This window comes from Bacillus sp. TH22 (genome assembly GCF_016651015.1).
Lineage (GTDB): Bacteria > Bacillota > Bacilli > Bacillales > Bacillaceae_G > Bacillus_A > Bacillus_A mycoides.
In genome coordinates, this window is sequence record NZ_JAEKER010000002.1 from 68,435 (window position 1) to 86,725 (window position 18,291).

16 protein-coding genes are annotated in these 18,291 nt (G+C 31.7%); 15 read left to right on the top strand and 1 reads right to left on the bottom strand.

Annotated features, from left to right (window positions below; translation table 11 throughout):
• Nucleotides 1-53: 53 nt before the first annotated feature.
• From JFU18_RS27995 to JFU18_RS28065, 15 genes are all read left to right on the top strand, one after another.
• Nucleotides 54-977 carry a 3-oxoacyl-[acyl-carrier-protein] synthase III C-terminal domain-containing protein gene (locus JFU18_RS27995; protein ID WP_201033394.1) on the top strand — a complete coding sequence of 308 codons (924 nt, stop codon included), beginning with the start codon at nucleotides 54-56 and terminating at the stop codon, nucleotides 975-977.
• A gap of 114 nt (nucleotides 978-1,091) precedes the next feature.
• Nucleotides 1,092-2,267, top strand: coding sequence for an LL-diaminopimelate aminotransferase (locus tag JFU18_RS28000; protein WP_201033393.1), 1,176 nt, complete (start codon nucleotides 1,092-1,094; stop codon nucleotides 2,265-2,267).
• Between the two features lie 93 nt (nucleotides 2,268-2,360).
• Nucleotides 2,361-2,639, top strand: coding sequence for a hypothetical protein (locus tag JFU18_RS28005; RefSeq protein WP_201050427.1), 279 nt, complete (start codon nucleotides 2,361-2,363; stop codon nucleotides 2,637-2,639).
• Nucleotides 2,640-2,747: 108 nt separating this feature from the next.
• Nucleotides 2,748-3,692 carry a hypothetical protein gene (locus JFU18_RS28010; protein ID WP_088031188.1) on the top strand — a complete coding sequence of 315 codons (945 nt, stop codon included), beginning with the start codon at nucleotides 2,748-2,750 and terminating at the stop codon, nucleotides 3,690-3,692.
• Between the two features lie 29 nt (nucleotides 3,693-3,721).
• Nucleotides 3,722-5,176 carry a class I adenylate-forming enzyme family protein gene (locus tag JFU18_RS28015; RefSeq protein WP_088031187.1) on the top strand — a complete coding sequence of 485 codons (1,455 nt, stop codon included), beginning with the start codon at nucleotides 3,722-3,724 and terminating at the stop codon, nucleotides 5,174-5,176.
• Between the two features lie 9 nt (nucleotides 5,177-5,185).
• Nucleotides 5,186-6,529: an ATP-binding protein gene (locus JFU18_RS28020; RefSeq protein WP_201035010.1), complete on the top strand. Its 1,344-nt coding sequence runs from the start codon at nucleotides 5,186-5,188 to the stop codon at nucleotides 6,527-6,529.
• A gap of 24 nt (nucleotides 6,530-6,553) precedes the next feature.
• Nucleotides 6,554-8,389, top strand: a complete 1,836-nt coding sequence (uvrB, locus tag JFU18_RS28025; RefSeq protein WP_149191262.1) for an excinuclease ABC subunit UvrB — start codon at nucleotides 6,554-6,556, stop codon at nucleotides 8,387-8,389.
• 23 nt (nucleotides 8,390-8,412) lie between these two features.
• A complete protein-coding gene (gene uvrA / locus JFU18_RS28030; RefSeq protein WP_201033391.1) occupies nucleotides 8,413-11,256 on the top strand; it encodes an excinuclease ABC subunit UvrA in 2,844 nt (947 codons plus the stop codon).
• Nucleotides 11,257-11,284: 28 nt separating this feature from the next.
• A complete protein-coding gene (locus JFU18_RS28035) occupies nucleotides 11,285-12,151 on the top strand; it encodes an amidohydrolase family protein (protein ID WP_201033390.1) in 867 nt (288 codons plus the stop codon).
• Nucleotides 12,152-12,156: 5 nt separating this feature from the next.
• Nucleotides 12,157-13,422 carry a diaminopimelate decarboxylase gene (gene lysA / locus JFU18_RS28040; protein WP_201033389.1) on the top strand — a complete coding sequence of 422 codons (1,266 nt, stop codon included), beginning with the start codon at nucleotides 12,157-12,159 and terminating at the stop codon, nucleotides 13,420-13,422.
• A gap of 17 nt (nucleotides 13,423-13,439) precedes the next feature.
• A complete protein-coding gene (locus JFU18_RS28045; RefSeq protein WP_201033388.1) occupies nucleotides 13,440-14,174 on the top strand; it encodes an acyl-CoA dehydrogenase family protein in 735 nt (244 codons plus the stop codon).
• A gap of 5 nt (nucleotides 14,175-14,179) precedes the next feature.
• Nucleotides 14,180-15,331: an acyl-CoA dehydrogenase family protein gene (locus tag JFU18_RS28050; protein WP_088031180.1), complete on the top strand. Its 1,152-nt coding sequence runs from the start codon at nucleotides 14,180-14,182 to the stop codon at nucleotides 15,329-15,331.
• A 31-nt stretch (nucleotides 15,332-15,362) separates the two neighbouring features.
• Entirely contained in the window at nucleotides 15,363-15,617 is a 255-nt protein-coding gene (locus JFU18_RS28055) for an acyl carrier protein (RefSeq protein WP_088031179.1), read from the top strand.
• Between the two features lie 37 nt (nucleotides 15,618-15,654).
• Nucleotides 15,655-16,074, top strand: coding sequence for a holo-ACP synthase (gene acpS / locus JFU18_RS28060; protein ID WP_187770560.1), 420 nt, complete (start codon nucleotides 15,655-15,657; stop codon nucleotides 16,072-16,074).
• 23 nt (nucleotides 16,075-16,097) lie between these two features.
• Entirely contained in the window at nucleotides 16,098-16,820 is a 723-nt protein-coding gene (locus JFU18_RS28065) for a winged helix-turn-helix domain-containing protein (RefSeq protein ID WP_176280899.1), read from the top strand.
• A gap of 876 nt (nucleotides 16,821-17,696) precedes the next feature.
• On the opposite strand, the gene JFU18_RS28070 is transcribed toward JFU18_RS28065, so the two are convergent.
• Nucleotides 17,697-18,083: a RidA family protein gene (locus tag JFU18_RS28070; protein ID WP_201033387.1), complete on the bottom strand. Its 387-nt coding sequence runs from the start codon at nucleotides 18,081-18,083 to the stop codon at nucleotides 17,697-17,699.
• Between the last annotated feature and the right edge of the window lie 208 nt (nucleotides 18,084-18,291).

The window sequence follows — 18,291 nt, forward strand, 5'->3', positions numbered from 1 at the left end:
ATACATTTATTGAGTTATTATAAGTTTAAATTTTATTAAAAGAGGTGTATTTAATGTATTTGCATAAGATTTCCACGTATAGACCAGAAAAGAGAGTAGATATTTATGATATTAAAGAATCAGTTGGACTAAGTGATAAAGAATATGAGAGAATAACGGATTTTCATAAGTTAAGATATATTATGGATTCTGGTACAGAGACCTCATATAGTATGGTGAAAAAATCAGTTAAAGATTTATTTGAAACTAACAAAATAATCCCTGATGATTTAGGGGGAATTATATATGGACATGCCATGCAAAGTCATCCTGATGGTAACGTGTTTTTAGAGAAGTTAAAAAAAGAATTTGATTTAGGGGATATCCCAGCATTTACAATTTCAGATTTGAATTGTGTAACACCAATAACAGCTATTGAAATAGCGACTAAATTACTTGAAAATTCCAACAAAAAATATATTTTGCTACTATTTGCTGAGAAGATGTATACTGATTCAATGCGAAAAATTGAGGACATGACTGTATTCTCCGATGGGGCAGCAGCATGTTTAATATCTTCTCAGGGTGATAGTAATAAAATCATATGTGTTAATCAATTTGTAGACTCTAAAGTATCAAGTTTTGGGGAATGGGATGATCAATCATACCGTTGGTTTCAAATGTCATATTTTTTGGGTATAAAGAAAATACTTAAATTGACAGAGAAAAAATCCAATATTAATTTACAAGATATTAAACTCATAATCCCGCATAATGTGAATTTTGATACTTGGGAGTTAGCCTCACGTTCTTTAAACATCCCGTTTGAAAATATATATACAAACAATATAGCTAAATTAGGGCATGTTAGCGGTTGTGACTTATTACTTAATCTTCAGGATTCCTTATATGAATTTGATATCCCAAAGGATTCATATTATTTAATGTTAAGTGTGGGCCTTGGAGGTGCTTATGGTAGTGTTCTAATGAGAAAATAATATTAATATATAAATCACGTGGGATTAACATAGATTTTATGTATTTTGGTAAAATATACTATTATAATTTTACTAAAATAACATAAAAAAAATCTAAAAATTCGGAGGAGTTAGATGAATTTCAAAATTTCAAATAGAGTATCTAATTTACCTAGTTATTTATTTGCACATCTTGAGAATATGAAACAAAAGAGAGTAAAGGAAGGATATCCTGTTATCGATCTAAGTGTGGGAGATCCTAATTTTCCAACACAAAGTCACATTGTCGAAAAAATGAAAGAAGTTTTATCTGAATATGAAACGCATCGATATCCTCCATTTCGCGGTATTGATCAGTTAAAAATCACAATTTCCGAGTGGTATAAAAGGCGGTTTGGTGTGGATATAGATCCGGAGAAAGAAGTATTGATTTTAGTGGGTTCAAAGGAAGGATTATCTCATATATCGCTTTCATATATAGATCCGGGAGAAATAGCATTAGTTCCTAATCCTGGTTATCCAGCATATGCAGGTGGAGTGGCTCTTGCTGGAGGGCAAGTAGAGGAGCTACCTTTACTAGAAAAGAATAATTTTTTTCCGGATTTCTCTAACGTTTCTCCTAGGATAGCTAAAAAAGCAAAATTAATGTTTTTAAACTATCCTAATAATCCTACTGGTGCGGTGGCAGGTGTTGAGGATTTTGAGCGAGCAGTAGAGTTTGCAAAGAAAAATAATATCATAGTCGCACATGATGCTGCATACTCAGAAGTTTCTTTTGGTAATTATGTAGCGCCTAGTTTTTTAAAAGCAAAAGGAGCTAAGGAGATAGGGGTGGAATTTCATTCCTTTTCAAAAACATTTTGTATGACTGGTTGGCGCATTGGAATGGTGGTTGGGAATGCAGAAGTTATAGATAATATAGCCAAAACGAAAGCATTTGTAGATTCAGGTGTATTTGGAGCTATCCAAAAAGCAGCTTCATTTGCACTAGATTCTTATAACGAAGTTCCTAAAGAAATCAAAGAGCGTTATTTAGAGCGTATGAATATCCTTAAAAGAGGATTAGAGCCTCTTGGTTGGGAAATTCAGGTGCCTAAAGCAGGGTACTTTATTTGGGTGAAAGTACCAAATAATAATAGTTCTATGGAATTTTGTAAGATGTTATTAGAAAAGGCGGGGGTTTTGATGACTCCAGGTGTAGGATTTGGAGGTTATGGAGAAGGATTTATAAGGATTTCCTTAAATGTTGAAGAAGAACAGCTCCATAGAGCAATTAAGTCAATTAATGAAAATATCTATATTCAAAAATAAACACTATAAAATAGTTTTATTAATATTTAATACCAATATAATAAAAAATACAACTCATCTATTTCTAATTATTAAAAATTTGGAGGGTTATATATGAATATGAATGATATTAATCAAATTTATCAAAATCTATTTGGTTTTATTCCAGCTCCAACTGAGGCTAGGCATGAGGTGACTCTTCAAGTTAGGCCAGAAGAGCTTGAATTACATGAAATGTTTAGAAAAAATAGCATGGAATCAAAGTATATTCCAGAAAAATATGTACAAATAATGTTATTTGGTATGTTACTTATGCTAGCTGCACCTGGGGCTAAGGTGCACTTAATTGCCTCAAGAAGAGTGGCGCTAGTTGGGACGAGTTATTTGATGTAGCTAAGCTAGCATTCTTATTTAAAGGATTATCTGCATTTAATTTTGGTATGTCTTTAATTAAAGAAGTAATGGAAAGTGAAAAAAATAATAATTAGGAGAGACTATAGAATGGAGTTATATATTTCTAACTTAGAAGTACTTTATCTAGATAAATATAAGACTGTAAAGGATTATTTGTGCGATATAAAAGGAGCAGAGGTTAATCCAGATTTTAATGGAATGTTTGAAGCGTATAAAAAGAAGTCTAGTCAAGACAGCAGAGATTTGGGACTAGATTCCTTTAAAAAATATATGTATACAATCCCAATTAGTGATAATAATATTGCGGAAATGTCAGGGGATGTGGTGAGAAAATCTTTAAACGGAAAATCTAAGGAGAATATTAAACATCTCGTTTACTGCCATGAATTTTTAAATCTCCCACAACCTATAACTGTAGCAATGAATATAAAAAGACATGGGGATTTATCTCAAGCGCTACCTTATGCTATCAAAGATCAGGGATCCGTTGTATCTTTAACAGCTATAAATATTGCAAAAATGTTTATAGAAGATAATAAGCAGGAATTTCAAATAGTATGTGCTGATAAATGTAATCTTCCACAAATGCGTGTTAAACATAATCAATTTCCTTATGGCGACGGAGCTGCTTCGTTTACAATTTCTAGAACTACTGGACAATTTAAGATTGTTTCATGGGATCTTCATTCATGGCATGTTAGGGAAGAAAATAATTGTGAAGATGAGCTAATTGTACATATTCAAGAGCAGTTAAAGCACATAAAAGAAGAAAATTTAAATATTATGCCCTACCATGTGATTTTACAAAATTTCTCTTCGAACTTTATAGATAAAATTAAATTAGATTGTAAGGGTTTTTATTTTTATCAACGTGAATATCGAAATACTGCTAACTTAACTACTTCAGATCCGTATTATAGTCTAAAAGAGATGCATCAAAAAGGACAAATCAAAAAAGGGATGCATATTCTACTAATCTTTGCTGGTTCTAAAGGTACTATTGGGACGCTTCATCTAGAATGTATGCAATAACATTATTATATGACAGAGGTGATTAGAAAGTGGAGATATTGGAATACATATATAAATCTGCAGAGAAGTTTCCGGATAAAGAAGCTTTAATGTATAAAGATTATAAATTAAGCTATAAACAATTTGTAAATGAATTTGATAGTATTGGTGAAAAAATAGAGCAAGATATAAGTGGTTTTTCTTATCCAATTGGTATTTATATTAAAAATCATCCAGATTTCATCATTTCTTATTATGCACTTATTAAAGCTAAGAAAGTTGCTCATTTAGTCGATCATAAATGGCGAGAGAATGAGTTAGACAACTTAATAAAGCATGTTCATCTTGGCGGATTTATTGTTAGGACGGAAGAAATAGATGATTTTCCTTTAGTAGAAAAGATAAAACATATTTATAAATATGGAAATATATCACTAATTATTCTTCAACAAAAATATTTGTCTAATGAGATTGCGACGGAGAGATTAGAAAATATAATATCATGCCGTTATTCATCGGGAACGACAGGTATTCCAAAATGTATGATGTACGAAGAGAAAAATGTAATCGCAGCATCTACAAATTGGTTAGAATCAGTTAATTTAAATTCGAATGATATAGTATATTGTGCCGCATATTTAACGCACGGCTTAGCTTTTAATACCTCAATACTTGCTCCATTGAGAGTTGGTGCTACAATTTTACTCCATGATAATATAACCCCAAGAAAAGTAGTTGAAATTATATTAGATAAGAAACCTACTATATTTGTGGCTTTTCCAGTTTTGTATGATTTAATGACTAGAATAAAAAATACAAAGCAATTTAAAAATGTAAGAATGTGTGTATCTTCAGGTACAATTCTTCATGAAAGTATAAAAAGAAAATTCAAAAGGCTGTTTAGTATTAATATTTCAGACTTATATGGCGTAGCTGAAACTGGACTATCAATCTTAAATCAAACGGATGACTATAACAGTGTAGGATATCCACTCCATAATGTTAAAGTGAAAATTTTGGGTAATGATGGTGAAGAGTTACAAAAAGGAGAAGTAGGAGAAGTAGCGTTATATACGGAGTCAAGGGCGAAGGGATATTATAATCTTCCAGGCGAGTTAGAAAAAAGGTTATCTCAAAATTATTATTTGACTGGGGATTTAGGTGAAATGGAGCTAGATGGAAAAGTATATATAAGAGGAAGAAAAAGTGATGTTGTAGATGTAGCAGGTAAAAAAGTAGATCCAGTTGAAGTAGAGGATGTCCTACGACAACATCCCGAAATATATGATGTATCTGTATTTGGGAAAAAAAATCTAGAAAAAAGAACGGAAATTTTAGCAGCAGTTGTAGTTGCTAATGATTATTTAAAAAGGGAAACTGTGGTGAAATTTTGTGAGGAAAGATTAGTTAGTTACAAAATACCACAAATTGTTAAATTTGTATCCGCTATTCCCCGTAATAATAATGGAAAGGTTTTAAAAAATGAACTGCAAAATTTAGTCTAGGAGGAAACTATGTCTTTCTATAAGGAACTAAAGAACAGTCTTAGTGAATCGGGAAAAAATTTTATATGGTTGGGTAATGTTGAAGTAGAACAGCATTGGAAAAAAGAAAACATCATTACAATACCGGGTAGTAATATTTCGAAAGCGCAACCATTGGTTAATAAAATAGGTGAAATGGCATTATTTCTTGCTGGAAAAGAAGACATTGTTTGTCTTAAAGAAGACATTGATGAGGATTATGTACAATATATAGAAGAAACTCGAGGATTTGTTCCGAATGTATTGAATTTCTATTCTGATAACTCGGCAGATAATATTTCGGAAACAATTTTATCTAGCACTAAAAATATTAATAGGCTTCAAAATATTAATAGAGATAATTCGTATTCATTACTACCATATGGTACATCAAACATTGAGGAAAAGGTATCTCAACAAACTTCAATTTCTTTATGTACTCCTGCATCAACTATATGTCGTGAGGTTAATAGCAAGATTTATAGCTGGAAGTTAGCAGATGAATTTGATCTTCGCCAAGTAGCAGGAAAAGTGAGTCATACTATCTCAGAACTTGAGTTTAATTATCATGAAATTAGAAAAAGATATTTAGAAAATCCATTAGTTTTAAAAGACTCTATGGGAGTATCTGGAAAAGGAATGGTTCTAATTGATTCAGATAGTAAATTTGAAAATATTTTAAACTTATTAAAAAGGATGTCCGTAAAAAAGGGACATGAAAATATAGAAATGATTTTAGAAAATTGGATTGAAAAAGAAAGAGACCTTAACTATCAATTCATCATAGATAAAAAAGGGAATGTCAAATTTACATCAGTTCGAGAAGCGTTGGTACATAAAGGTGTACATTTGGGGCATAAATTACCAGTTCAATTAACAAAAGTTCAGGAAAAAGAACTTCTAGAAAGTTATGAAATTATTGGGAAAATATTAGCGAGAGATGGATTTTATGGTGTAGTTGGTGTTGATGCAATGATTGATAGGAAAGGATTTTTGTACCCTTGTGTCGAAATAAATGCTAGATTCAACATGGCAACATACCAAAATAATATTATTGAAAGATTTTTCAATCCCCATGCGTTCTTTATGGCTATACCTTTTGAGGTTGTCTTGGAAAAAACAGTACCTTTCAAAATAATTAAAGAGGAGCTAAAAGATATTTTATATACCAAGGAAAAAGAGCATGGTGTAATTATTAATGGCTTTTCTACGTTGAATTTGGGAATTAATAAGAAAGGGAGGCTATATACAATTATATTTGGTGAAACTATCAATCAATGTGAAGATATGGTGAAAATTTTGAAGAATAAATTAGGAAATTTAAATGTTACTTAGAGGAGAAATAAAAGGAGATACAATATGAGAAAATCGATAGATTTTCAGATCCAATCATCTATGGAACCTATGGGTGATCAGCCACAAGCCATTGAAAAGCTAGTAACGGGAGTAAAGAATGGCAAAAGTAGGTTGTTATTAAAAGGGGCTACAGGTACCGGAAAGACATTTACTATTGCTAATGTAATTCATCAACTTAATCGTCAAACTTTAATTATCGCTCATAATAAAACATTAGTGGCTCAACTATGGAGCGAATTAAAGGAATTATTCCCTAATAACGCAGTAGAGTATTTTGTAAGTTATTATGATTATTATCAACCAGAGGCTTATGTTCCACATAAAGATCTCTTTATAGAAAAGGACTCTAAAATTAACAGTGAAATTGAAAGAATGAGGCATTCTGTTATGGCCAGTCTATTAAAACGAACAGATGTCATTGTAGTAGCCAGTATTTCATGTTTGTATCCAATGAGTGCCCCCGAGGACTTTAATAGTACTTCTTTCGTTTTATCTGTAAAACCAGATGGGTATTTTGTTTACACATATGAGCAAGTTATTAAGCATCTAATTGATAATCAGTACAAAAGAAATGATATAGAGTTTGAGCCTGGAACATTTAGAATCCGTGGGGGATCAATTGATATCTATCCAATGGGTAAACAGGAAGCTATCAGGTTACAATTTTTTGGAGATGAACTAGAGGAGATCCTTACTATTCATCCTGTTACTGAAGAGATAGTGGATAGTCTAGAGGAAGTTCATATCTTTGCTGCTACAAGTTTTATTACAACAACAAAACAAATTGAAACAGCTCTACCTTTAATTGAAAAGGATTTAGTTGAGCAGTTAAAGTTTTTAAGAGGTTTAGGTAAATTTCATGAGGCAGAAAGGTTGGAACAACGTACATTATATGATCTGGAATTGTTAAAGAATACAGGTCATTGTATGGGAATCGAAAATTATTCTTTATATATGCAAAATAGAGAAAAAGGGTCGAGATGTTTTAACTTGACGGATTATTTTGAAGATGGATATTTAACAGTAGTTGATGAATCTCATGTAACATTACCGCAGTTTCACGCTATGTATGCTGGAGATCAGTCTAGAAAGAAAAATTTAATTGACTATGGATATCGTTTACCTTCATCACTAGACAATAGACCACCTAAGTTTGAAGAATTTATGAACAATACGAAATGTATGGTGTCTATGTCGGCAACTCCTGGAAAACATGAAGTAGATTCTAAAGAGGTTTTTGTGGAACAAGTAATACGCCCTACTGGGCTTATCGATCCAGTTATTGAAGTGAAGAGTAGCGAAAATTACTTTGAGACTTTAATAAATGAAATAAAAAATACTATTAGTCGAAATGAAAAGGTATTAGTTATTGCGTTAACCAAAAAACAAGCAGAAGAAATAACGAAAGAAATTAATAACTTACAAATAAAAGCAGAATACTTGCATTCTGAAGTGGAGAATATAGAGAGATCAGAAATTATTAGAGATTTTAGAATGGGTAATTTTGATGTGCTTGTAGGAATTAATCTTTTAAGAGAAGGGTTAGATTTACCAGAGGTATCGCTAGTAGCTGTAATTGGAGCAGATCAAAGGGGATTCCTTCGATCTAAAAGTGCATTATTACAACTAATTGGTCGTGCTGCTAGAAATATTAATGGAAGAGCACTTCTGTTTGCCGATAGTATAAAAGATAATATTGAAGGTGCTATTGAGGAGACCGAGCGTAGGAGAGAAATTCAAATACAATATAACAAAGATAACAATATTGTACCTAAAACAATTGTAAAAAAAGAACCTGTTTCTTTGAAAAATTTATTAGGTATCCCTGAGGAGCGTTAAGTGGGAACAAGGAGGATTAAGGTATGTCTGACCGGGTAATCAAAGTTCGGGGAGCAAGGGCTAATAATCTGAAGAGTGTAGATATAGATTTAGACTTTAATAGCCTTACTGTGTTTTCAGGTTTAAGTGGCTCAGGAAAATCATCCTTAGCATTTGATACAATCTTTGCAGAGGGACATCGTAGGTATGTTGACTCTTTATCATCGTATGCGAGGCAGTTTTTAGGACAAATGGAAAAACCAGATGTAGATTCTATTGAAGGCCTTACACCATCAGTATCTATTGAGCAAAAAGTTATACATAAGAATCCTCGATCTACAGTTGGAACGATAACTGAGATATATGATTACATGAGAATATTGTTTGCTTCTATTGGTATTCCTTATTGCCCAGAACATAATATTCCTATACAACCCCAATCAATAGATCAAATGATGAATCAGCTTAAAGATTTAAAAGATGGGACAGAGTTGTATATATATGCCCCTCTCATTAAGGGAAAAAAGGGAGAGTTCAAGAGTGTAATTGAGAGAGCTATTCAGAAGAGATTTATTCGAATTAGGGTTGATGGCGAATTATTAAAGATTACTAGTCCCATCGTTTTAGATAAAAATAAACAACATACAATAGAGGCTCTTATTGATAAGGTCACTTTTTCACATGCTAATAAAAGAAGGGTTACAGATTCGATCAAAAAAGCTGCGTTAGAAGCAAAAGGACAAGTATTAATAGAGACGTTAGAACAAAATGGAAAAACAAACAAATACTTTTTTAATAGCTTACAAGCATGTTCCGAATGTGGTTATTCTATTGATGAGCTAACACCTAGGAATTTCTCGTTTAATAGTCCATATGGCGCGTGTGAACAATGTCATGGGTTAGGGGCTACATTACAAGTGAATCCAAGACTGTTAATAACAGATTGGAATAAGTCTATAAATGAAGGCGTGTTTGAAAATTGGGCTACGAGTACTGCAAAATGGTATCACAATATAATTGATATAGTGTGTAATCATTATGGTATTTCTAAAGAAACGCCATTTAAAAACCTTTCTGATCAACATAAGAATATTCTTCTTTATGGAAGTGGAACAGAGGAAATCCTATTTCAATATGAGTCAGAGCGTAAACAACGAACACATTCAGCGCCTTTTGAGGGAGTAATTCCTAATATAAATCGTAGATACAATGCTAGTAATTCGGACAGTGTGAAGGAAAAATTAGAAGAAGTAATGTCTAGCATTACATGTCAATCTTGTAGTGGTAAGAGATTAAAACAAACAAGTTTAGCTGTATATATTGGTGATACAAATATTGCACAATTATCTAGCATGTCTATTGATAATGTAGCTAATTTTTTTAAGCATATCAATCAAATTCTTACTGAAAAACAAATAGAAATTTCCGAAAGGTTACTTAAGGAAATTAATAGTAGATTACAGTTTTTATTGGATGTAGGCTTAGAATATTTAACCTTAGATAGGGAAGCAAAAACACTATCTGGTGGAGAAGCTCAGCGTATTAGATTAGCTACTCAAATAGGGTCGGCTTTATCTGGAGTGATATACGTTTTAGATGAACCCAGCATTGGATTGCATCAAAGAGATAACATTCGTTTAATAAATACTCTAAAAAAGTTAAGAGAATTAGGTAACATGGTAATAGTTGTAGAACATGATACAGATACAATGTTAGCAGCGGATTATATAGTTGAACTAGGACCTGGAGCAGGGAATCAAGGTGGAGAAATTGTAGCAGCCGACACTCCTGAAGCGTTTAAAAAAGGAAATGGTTCGTTAACTAGTCAATATTTATCTGGTGCTAAAGAAATAAAGATTCCTAAAGAAAGAAAAAAAGAAAATGGGAAATATTTATCTATTAGAGGTGCTAAAGAAAATAATTTGAAAGATATTGACGTCGATATTCCCTTAGGGCTACTGACTTGTATTACTGGTGTTTCAGGTTCAGGGAAAAGTACCCTAATCCATGAAATATTATATAAGCATTTAGCTAGAAAAATTCACAGAGCATATAAATTGCTGCCAGGTGATTTTGATGAGATAAGTGGTTTAGAACACATTGATAGAGTAATTAATATTGATCAATCACCGATAGGAAGATCACCTAGATCTAATCCAGCGACGTATACAGGTATGTTTGATGAAATTAGAGATTTATTTGCAAAGACACCAGATGCTAAAGTAAGGGGATTAACTAAAAAGGCATTTAGTTTTAATGTACCTGGAGGAAGATGCGATACTTGTAAGGGCGATGGGGTAGTTAAGATTGAAATGCACTATTTACCTGATGTTTATGTTGTTTGTGATGATTGCCAAGGGCATCGATATAATCAAGAAACCTTAAATGTTCAATATCGAAATAATAATATTTCCGATATTTTAAATATGACTGTAGCAGATGCAACAGAATTTTTTAAAGATCATCCTAAAATAATAAAATATATAAACAGCTTAAATAAAGTTGGTTTAGGTTATATGAAAATTGGACAACCAGCAACAACTTTGTCAGGTGGAGAAGCACAACGTATTAAACTAGCTACAGAATTATCAAGGACATCTACTAGTAAAACCTTATATATCCTTGATGAACCTACTACAGGTCTACATTTAGAAGATATAAACCGACTTTTAAAAGTTATACATCAACTAGTAGAAAAGGGATCATCAGTCTTGATAGTAGAACATAATTTAGAAGTTATTAAAACAGCAGACTATATTATTGATATGGGGCCTAATGGAGGGGAAAATGGAGGACAGGTAGTAGCTGCAGGGACTCCTGAGGAAATATGTAATGTACCCCGTTCGCTTACAGGGGAATTTTTAAAGGGATTTTTAGAACATAATTAATAAATATTTTTGGAAAGGGGGTGATTGTTTGATTGATTTTCATGTTCATGTTGGAGAATTAAAAAGTGAGTACACTGAAGAGTTTGCCCAACAAATGATGGATTCATGTAATAAATCTCATACAAATATGGAAGTAAGAATAGAAAATTTAATCAAAGAAATGGAAGGAGTAGGAGTAAAAAAAGCGGTATTACTTGCTTTTAATGCTAAACGCACATTAGGAGTACATGTTACAAATGAGTATGTTTCAAAATTGTGCACAAAATATCCAAAATATTTTGTAGGTTTTGCTTCCTTTGATGCTTATGAAAAATCCTTGTGTAAAAAGAGTCTAGAACAAGAGTTAACTAATTATAACCTACATGGATATAAATTAGCTTTTGGATACTTGGGCATTTCACCTAATGATCCGGGCTGGTATCCTCTGTATGAAGATGCAGAGGAGCGTAGCCTACCAGTTTTAGTTCATATGGGGTTTACTCCGATAAAACAAGCAAGTTTACGTTATTGTCACCCTATACTACTAAATGATGTACTAATTAAATTTCCAAATCTTAATATTATAATAGCACATATGGGATGGCCGTGGATTAACGATACATTATCTCTTCTTAAAAATTTTAAAAATGTATATACTGATTTATCAATTGTATCTTTTTATCAACCAATTGATGAAATGTGTAATATTTTTAAGATGGCAAAAGAACAGGGGGTTATTAATAAGTTAATTTGGGGTACGGATTATCCAATGTGTACAATGGAGGAAAGCATTAATCGCTTTAAGAATATAAAAAAGCGCTTAGAAGAACAAGGAGTTCATATCACAGAAGAAGAATGGGATCAGATTTTTTATAAAAATGCAGAAAAATTATTGCAGTTGAAGAAGGGAGTTTAATATAAATGATTACCACAAACAAACTGAATATTGAAAAAAATAACCTTTTAGAAGTGGTAAAAAAGATAGGTACACCAGCTTATGTATATGATGCTAGTGTTATTCAAGAGCAAGTATACAAGCTCTTGAACCTTCACAAGGCAATTCAACTATTTTATTCCCTAAAAGCAAACCCTAATCCATCTATTGTAAAGTTAATTTATGACTTAGGGGCCAATTTAGAGATTTGTTCACTAAAGGAATTAGAGATAATAAAAAAAATAGGAGTTTCTCCTGAACGAGTTTTATATTTGGGACCAGGAAAAACTGAAGAAGAAATTAGAAAAGTATTTGAGTACGGAGTTAAATATTTTATTGTAGAGTCACTACAAGAGATGCAAAAAGTAAATAATATAGCTCAAGAAAAAGAAGTAACCGTTAGAGTTGGTATTAGAATTAATCCAAGTGTATCAGCAAAAGGTTCAAAATTAACTATGGGTGGAAAACCAAGGCAATTTGGTATGGATGAAGAACAGCTGGAAAATATATTTGAGTTAGAAGAAAGATTATCAAATCTCAAGATTGTAGGGATACATGTATATAATGGCACACGCATTCTATCTAGTGATGTGTTCATAGAAAATACAGCATATATTTTAAATTTGGCAAAGAAAGTTCAAGAACAATTTCATGTTAAATTAGATTATGTAGATATCGGTGGTGGAATGGGAATACCGTATTTTTCTAATGAAAGCACGCTTGATTTGGATGATATTTCTGATAGATTACATGCTATGATTCAGGAGTTTTATAGTAGCTTTGGTGAAGAAATCCCGATATTTTTAGAGTCAGGTAGATATGTTGTAGGTGAAAGTGGGATTTATGTTACAAAAGTATTATATGAAAAAAAATCTAAAAATTGCGATTTTTTAACGGTAGATGGAGGAACACATCACCATATGGCCGCTGGTGGAATGGGGAATGCTCTAAAGAAAAATTTCCCAATCAAGGTTCTTAATAAATGGAGTGATGAACCTAATACCGAATATTATATTTCTGGCCCTTTATGTACCCCAAACGATTTAATTGCAAAGAAGATAAGCCTTCCTAAATCCCAGCCCGGTGATTATATTGGCATTTTGAATGCTGGAGCATATGGATTGACTGCAAGTCCTGTATTATTTTTAAGTCATCACCTTCCTACTGAAGTATTGGTGAAAGATGATAAGTATATAGTCATTCGTAAGAAAACAGAATATGATCTGCCAGTAGTACAAACATTTGAAAGTTAATAGGAGGTAGTTTATACATGAAAACACTGAAATCTCCATCTTTTTCAACAAGAATAGATAGCATAATAGATAATATAGATGAAAATACTCTTTATAATGAACTACTTAAAGAAGAACAAAAATTATTACAAGAATTAAAAGAAGTCAAAGTAAGCTTGGGATGGAAAAATCGAGATTTATATTTGTTTGCCGGAAAGCATCAGGATGGTTCTATTCTATACCTAGACAACAATGTCTGGTGGAAAATGAGTTTTGAAGATAGTGTGAAAGTTTACAGTTTAGATGAGGAGGAGTTGTCCCTTAAAAAGGTTGAACAGTATAAAAACGTTATAAAAGTTCCCTCTCATCAACAAAAGAAACTATGGATTTATGGACTTCGATATAAAATAATTTTAGCATCTTTTGTTTTGAAATTCAGTAAATTGATATTACAATTTTGTAAAGATTATATTAAAGAACGTAAAACTTTTGGCGTACCAATAGCTAAACACCAAATGGTTTATGATACATTTGTCATTGCAAGTAGTGAAATTGAAGGGAATATACTGTTTTTAAGGGAACTATCAACAAAATCTATTATAGATGAAGCAGAATATAGTAAGTTCTTTAAACAGATTAATTTTATGTTGGAAAATAGTACTCAAATTATAGATAAGATATTACCTGTTTTGGGGGCATTTGGATTAGAGGATCCTTTCATTATAAAAAACTTTCTCAAAATACACCATATTTCAATGTTGAAGGGGGTCTAATTAATATGTTTGAATCACTTAGAACTGAATTAAGAGTATACGGGGAATCATTAAGGGAATTTGCATTAGAAGCAGATAAGAGTCGAGGATTACCACCCACTTATCTTCAGCAAGACTCATTTTACCAGCCTTTATGGCGTTTAGGTGTCCCAAAGGAGTATGGTTATACTGGTATCAGTGGACGAGATAATCAAATCTATTATGGAGATTCCTCTTTGGAGTTAGCGATATGGACTGAGGAGTTAGCATATGGAGATCCAGCGATGATGTTATCTTTACCTGGACCACAATTATTAGGACCAATATTAAAAGAGCTAGGGACTCAGGAACAACAGGATAAATTCTTCAACTCCTTTATGGGGAGGAATCCGGTTTGGACGGCTTTCAATTTAACGGAGCCTAATGCTGGATCAGATATAGCAGCTATTGAAACGGTTGCAACCAAAAAAAATGATAGAACGTATCTATTACAAGGAGAAAAAAAATATATAGCTAATGCAGAAAGAGCGCAATGGGCACTTACTTTTGCTAAGATGGGCCATAAAAATAACACGTTTGCAATTCAAAGTTTTTTAATATATGAAGATCAATTTAAAAATTCGGATACTGTAAATAGAGATTATGGTCGGACTTTAGGAATGCATGCAGCTAGGTTAGGTCATACAGTCTATAACAATTTAGAAGTAGATAAATCTCAAATTATTGGTTTAAATAAACCACCTCTTCAAAGAGGATTACGGGGAGCTATGAAAGTGTTTTTTAGAATGCGACCTTCGACATCTTCGATTGCAATTGGAACATCGAGAGCCATGGTAGATTACGTGAGAGAAAATATTAAGTTGAATTTAAATGAAGAAATTATACTCGATGAACTTCAATGGAAAATTGAAAGAACTAGGAGATTAGTTTATCGGGCAGCTAAAGAAGTTGATAGGGGTATTTATAATGCAGGTACTTCTTCCATGGGAAAATGGATGGCAAATAATTTGGTATATGAAGTAACCAGACGAATTAATCAGGTTGTAGGATCGGAAGCTATTATTGACCATCCATTATTAGAAAAATGGCTAAGGGATGGAAGAATGATAGAGTTTATGGAAGGATCAACAAATATTCATAAACGGGAAGTTGCTCAAGAACTACTGGGAATTAATTAATAATAAAATTAAATAATCGGGGGTTAAGTATATGAATAAGCTAAATAATTTAATGGATGTAGTTACTGAAATTCTTGCACAGCAATTAGAACTTGCTGTAGCAGATGTGAAAGTAGATGCAAATATTTTTGAAGAACTAGGGCTTGATTCAACAGGTATAATTGAACTTTTATTAGCTCTTGAAGAGAAATGTGAAATTGAATTTGATATGGAAGAGTTGGATCCTTCATATTTAGAAAGTGTTACTACCATTGCAAATTATATTATGGAGTTGAAAAATAGCTAGAATAATAAAAAAATTTATTCGGGAGTCGATGTATACCATGAAACAGGGAAATTCAATCTTATCCGTGCCTAATGTATATGGTATAGGGATTGATATTCAAGATATTACTGAGATTCAATCTGCAATAAAAAAATATGACCTCAAATTTTTAAATAAAATTTTCGTTCCAGAAGAAATTGAATATTGTAGAAAAAAAAGTAACCCATCCCAACATTTTGCAGCAAGATTTTCTGCAAAGGAAGCCCTTTTTAAAGCATTAGGTACAGGGATTGGTAATGGATTCTGTTTTACAGATGCTGTTATACTTAAGAAGAAGACGGGCGAACCGTATTTTAAATTCTATAATACGACTGAACAAACGATTAAGAAACAAAAGTTGGAAGCTTTTGTATCACTTTCTCATTCCAAAGACTACTCTATCGCACAGGTAGTCTTGATATCTAATTTTACCAAATAAAAAATATTATGGAGGAATGGGAAATGAAAATTGTCGTTATTAGTCCTGAATTATTTTTACCAAAGTTAGCTCGGAGATCTGCATACTATCCCAATTGGGAAATTATACATGTGGGAGATATTACTTCTCTAAATTATATTTTAAAAGATAAAAGAAACCATTTTGATGGGATAATATGGAGATTAAAAAGCTTAGATTTTGAAGAGGTAAAACAATTTCGAAATATAAAAAAAGAGTTAGAAAATATCCCAATATTAATATTATTTGATGAAGATATTAGTACTAATAAGGCAGGATTAGAACTTTTGAAAAAAAATTCTACAATGTCTTTTGAAATTCATACTCATCAACAAATACAGGAGTGCGTGAGTCATTTTTATAAACATATTGTCCAATTGAATAGAAATAAGCAGCACAACAAAAATATTGTTGAACTTTATCCAGGTATATTTGTGAATGTAGATATGCATTATCTAGATAATGCAGGTGAAATTTTTCCTTTAGCTGGAAAAGAGTATGAAATGCTCATGTTCTTTATAAACATGCGAGACAAATTTGTCACAACAGAAGATATCCTACTTGCTATTTGGGATGAATATACAACTACTGAAACAGTTAGACAATATATTTATAAGCTCAGAAAAAAATTATATACTAGTCAGAAAAATTTTAATCTTATAGTCCACCGAAAAGGAGTTGGTTATACCTTAATTGGTAAAGGAAACGAATTTCTTGTAGGGCTTTAATAACTTATTAAAAAGAGGCGTGTTAGAATTGCTTATTTAAAATAAGAAGAATTCTACATGTCTCTTACGTATGTATAAAATTAATTTTTGAATTTTTAAACCTTTTAGATACTATTCTCCTTAGGTTGAATTATATCCTTCTAATTTGACTATTTTTTTTGAATGATAGTAATATTTTTGAACTTAAATTTATATTATTATATATGACTATTATGATTTTTTAAGCGAGTTTAATTTCCACTTCGAGTACTGTGAAAGTCATAATTCGGTGATAAAAGTGGGATGAAAGTTACTATTAAACCTTTTTGGATTTAATTTATTATCAAATGGAGGTAAGGTAAGTTTTCAGCCGAACTAAAATGATTAGTTAAATCTTGAATTTTTACCATGATTAAAAAAGTGTATCCTTATCATCAAATTCGACAAAAAGAGTTATAAATGCTAATTAATGTATGAAAACAATTAAAGTTGCTTCCTTATTTAAATTTCTGACAAAGGAAAAACCTATGATAAGTTATACATTATTAAATGCCTTACTTAAGGATATATTTGATACAAAATAATGTGTTTGAATTTATATATTTATAAAGTGATTATTAATAAAAGTTTCTTTTCTAAACTGAAGATCCTATTCAAAATCACGTAGAATAGTGATTTTGAGGAAGACTTGTAAATGAGAGGTGTACAGAGCTAAGAGAAAACTTTCAAACACTAATAATCCGACTGAAAGATTTTATATAAAGTAGATTCAAATACATTTGCAAATGGAACAAAGGGATTGCTGCAAGGGAATTTTGTGAACCAACTTGAGTTGATTTTTTCGTGGACAATCCATAAAAATCTCCCACCTTAAGTCTATGCTTAGGTGGGATAGTATTATAGCAGACAGTCAGCTTCAACTTCTACAAGCCACTCTTCCTTTATAAATCTATTTACTTCAAAAACTGTACAAGCTGGTTTGATTTTTGAAAAATATTCTTTATGGGCTTTAGCTGCTTCATGCCACTTATTCATATCTGTAATATAAATTTTTGTTCTAACAACATCCTCTAAAGAAGAACCCATTTTTTCTAAAGAACTTTTGATTACATTAATACAACTTTTTGTTTGTTCATAAACATCAGAGGTTGTGGTCTCTCCATTAGCATTTAAGGGGGCTGTGCCTGCAACTACAATGATATTTCCTTTTTTAATTGCCCTAGAAGATCCTAAAAAGTCTTCAAATGGGGAATTAGAGCTTACTACTGTTTTTTCATTTGACATAAAAATCAACTCCATAAAATAGTTTCTTTAATTGTAATACAAGCCCTTACATTTCTACATATCGTATTTGTATAAGAGGGGTTAGTTTAACGTTACTTAACAAATATGTTTTTTAATTTTATTACAAACTAATGTGAATTTAACATTGGTTTTATTCTGAAAATTAAAACTTCGTGAGAGGATATATATAGGTATTAAAAGGGGGAGA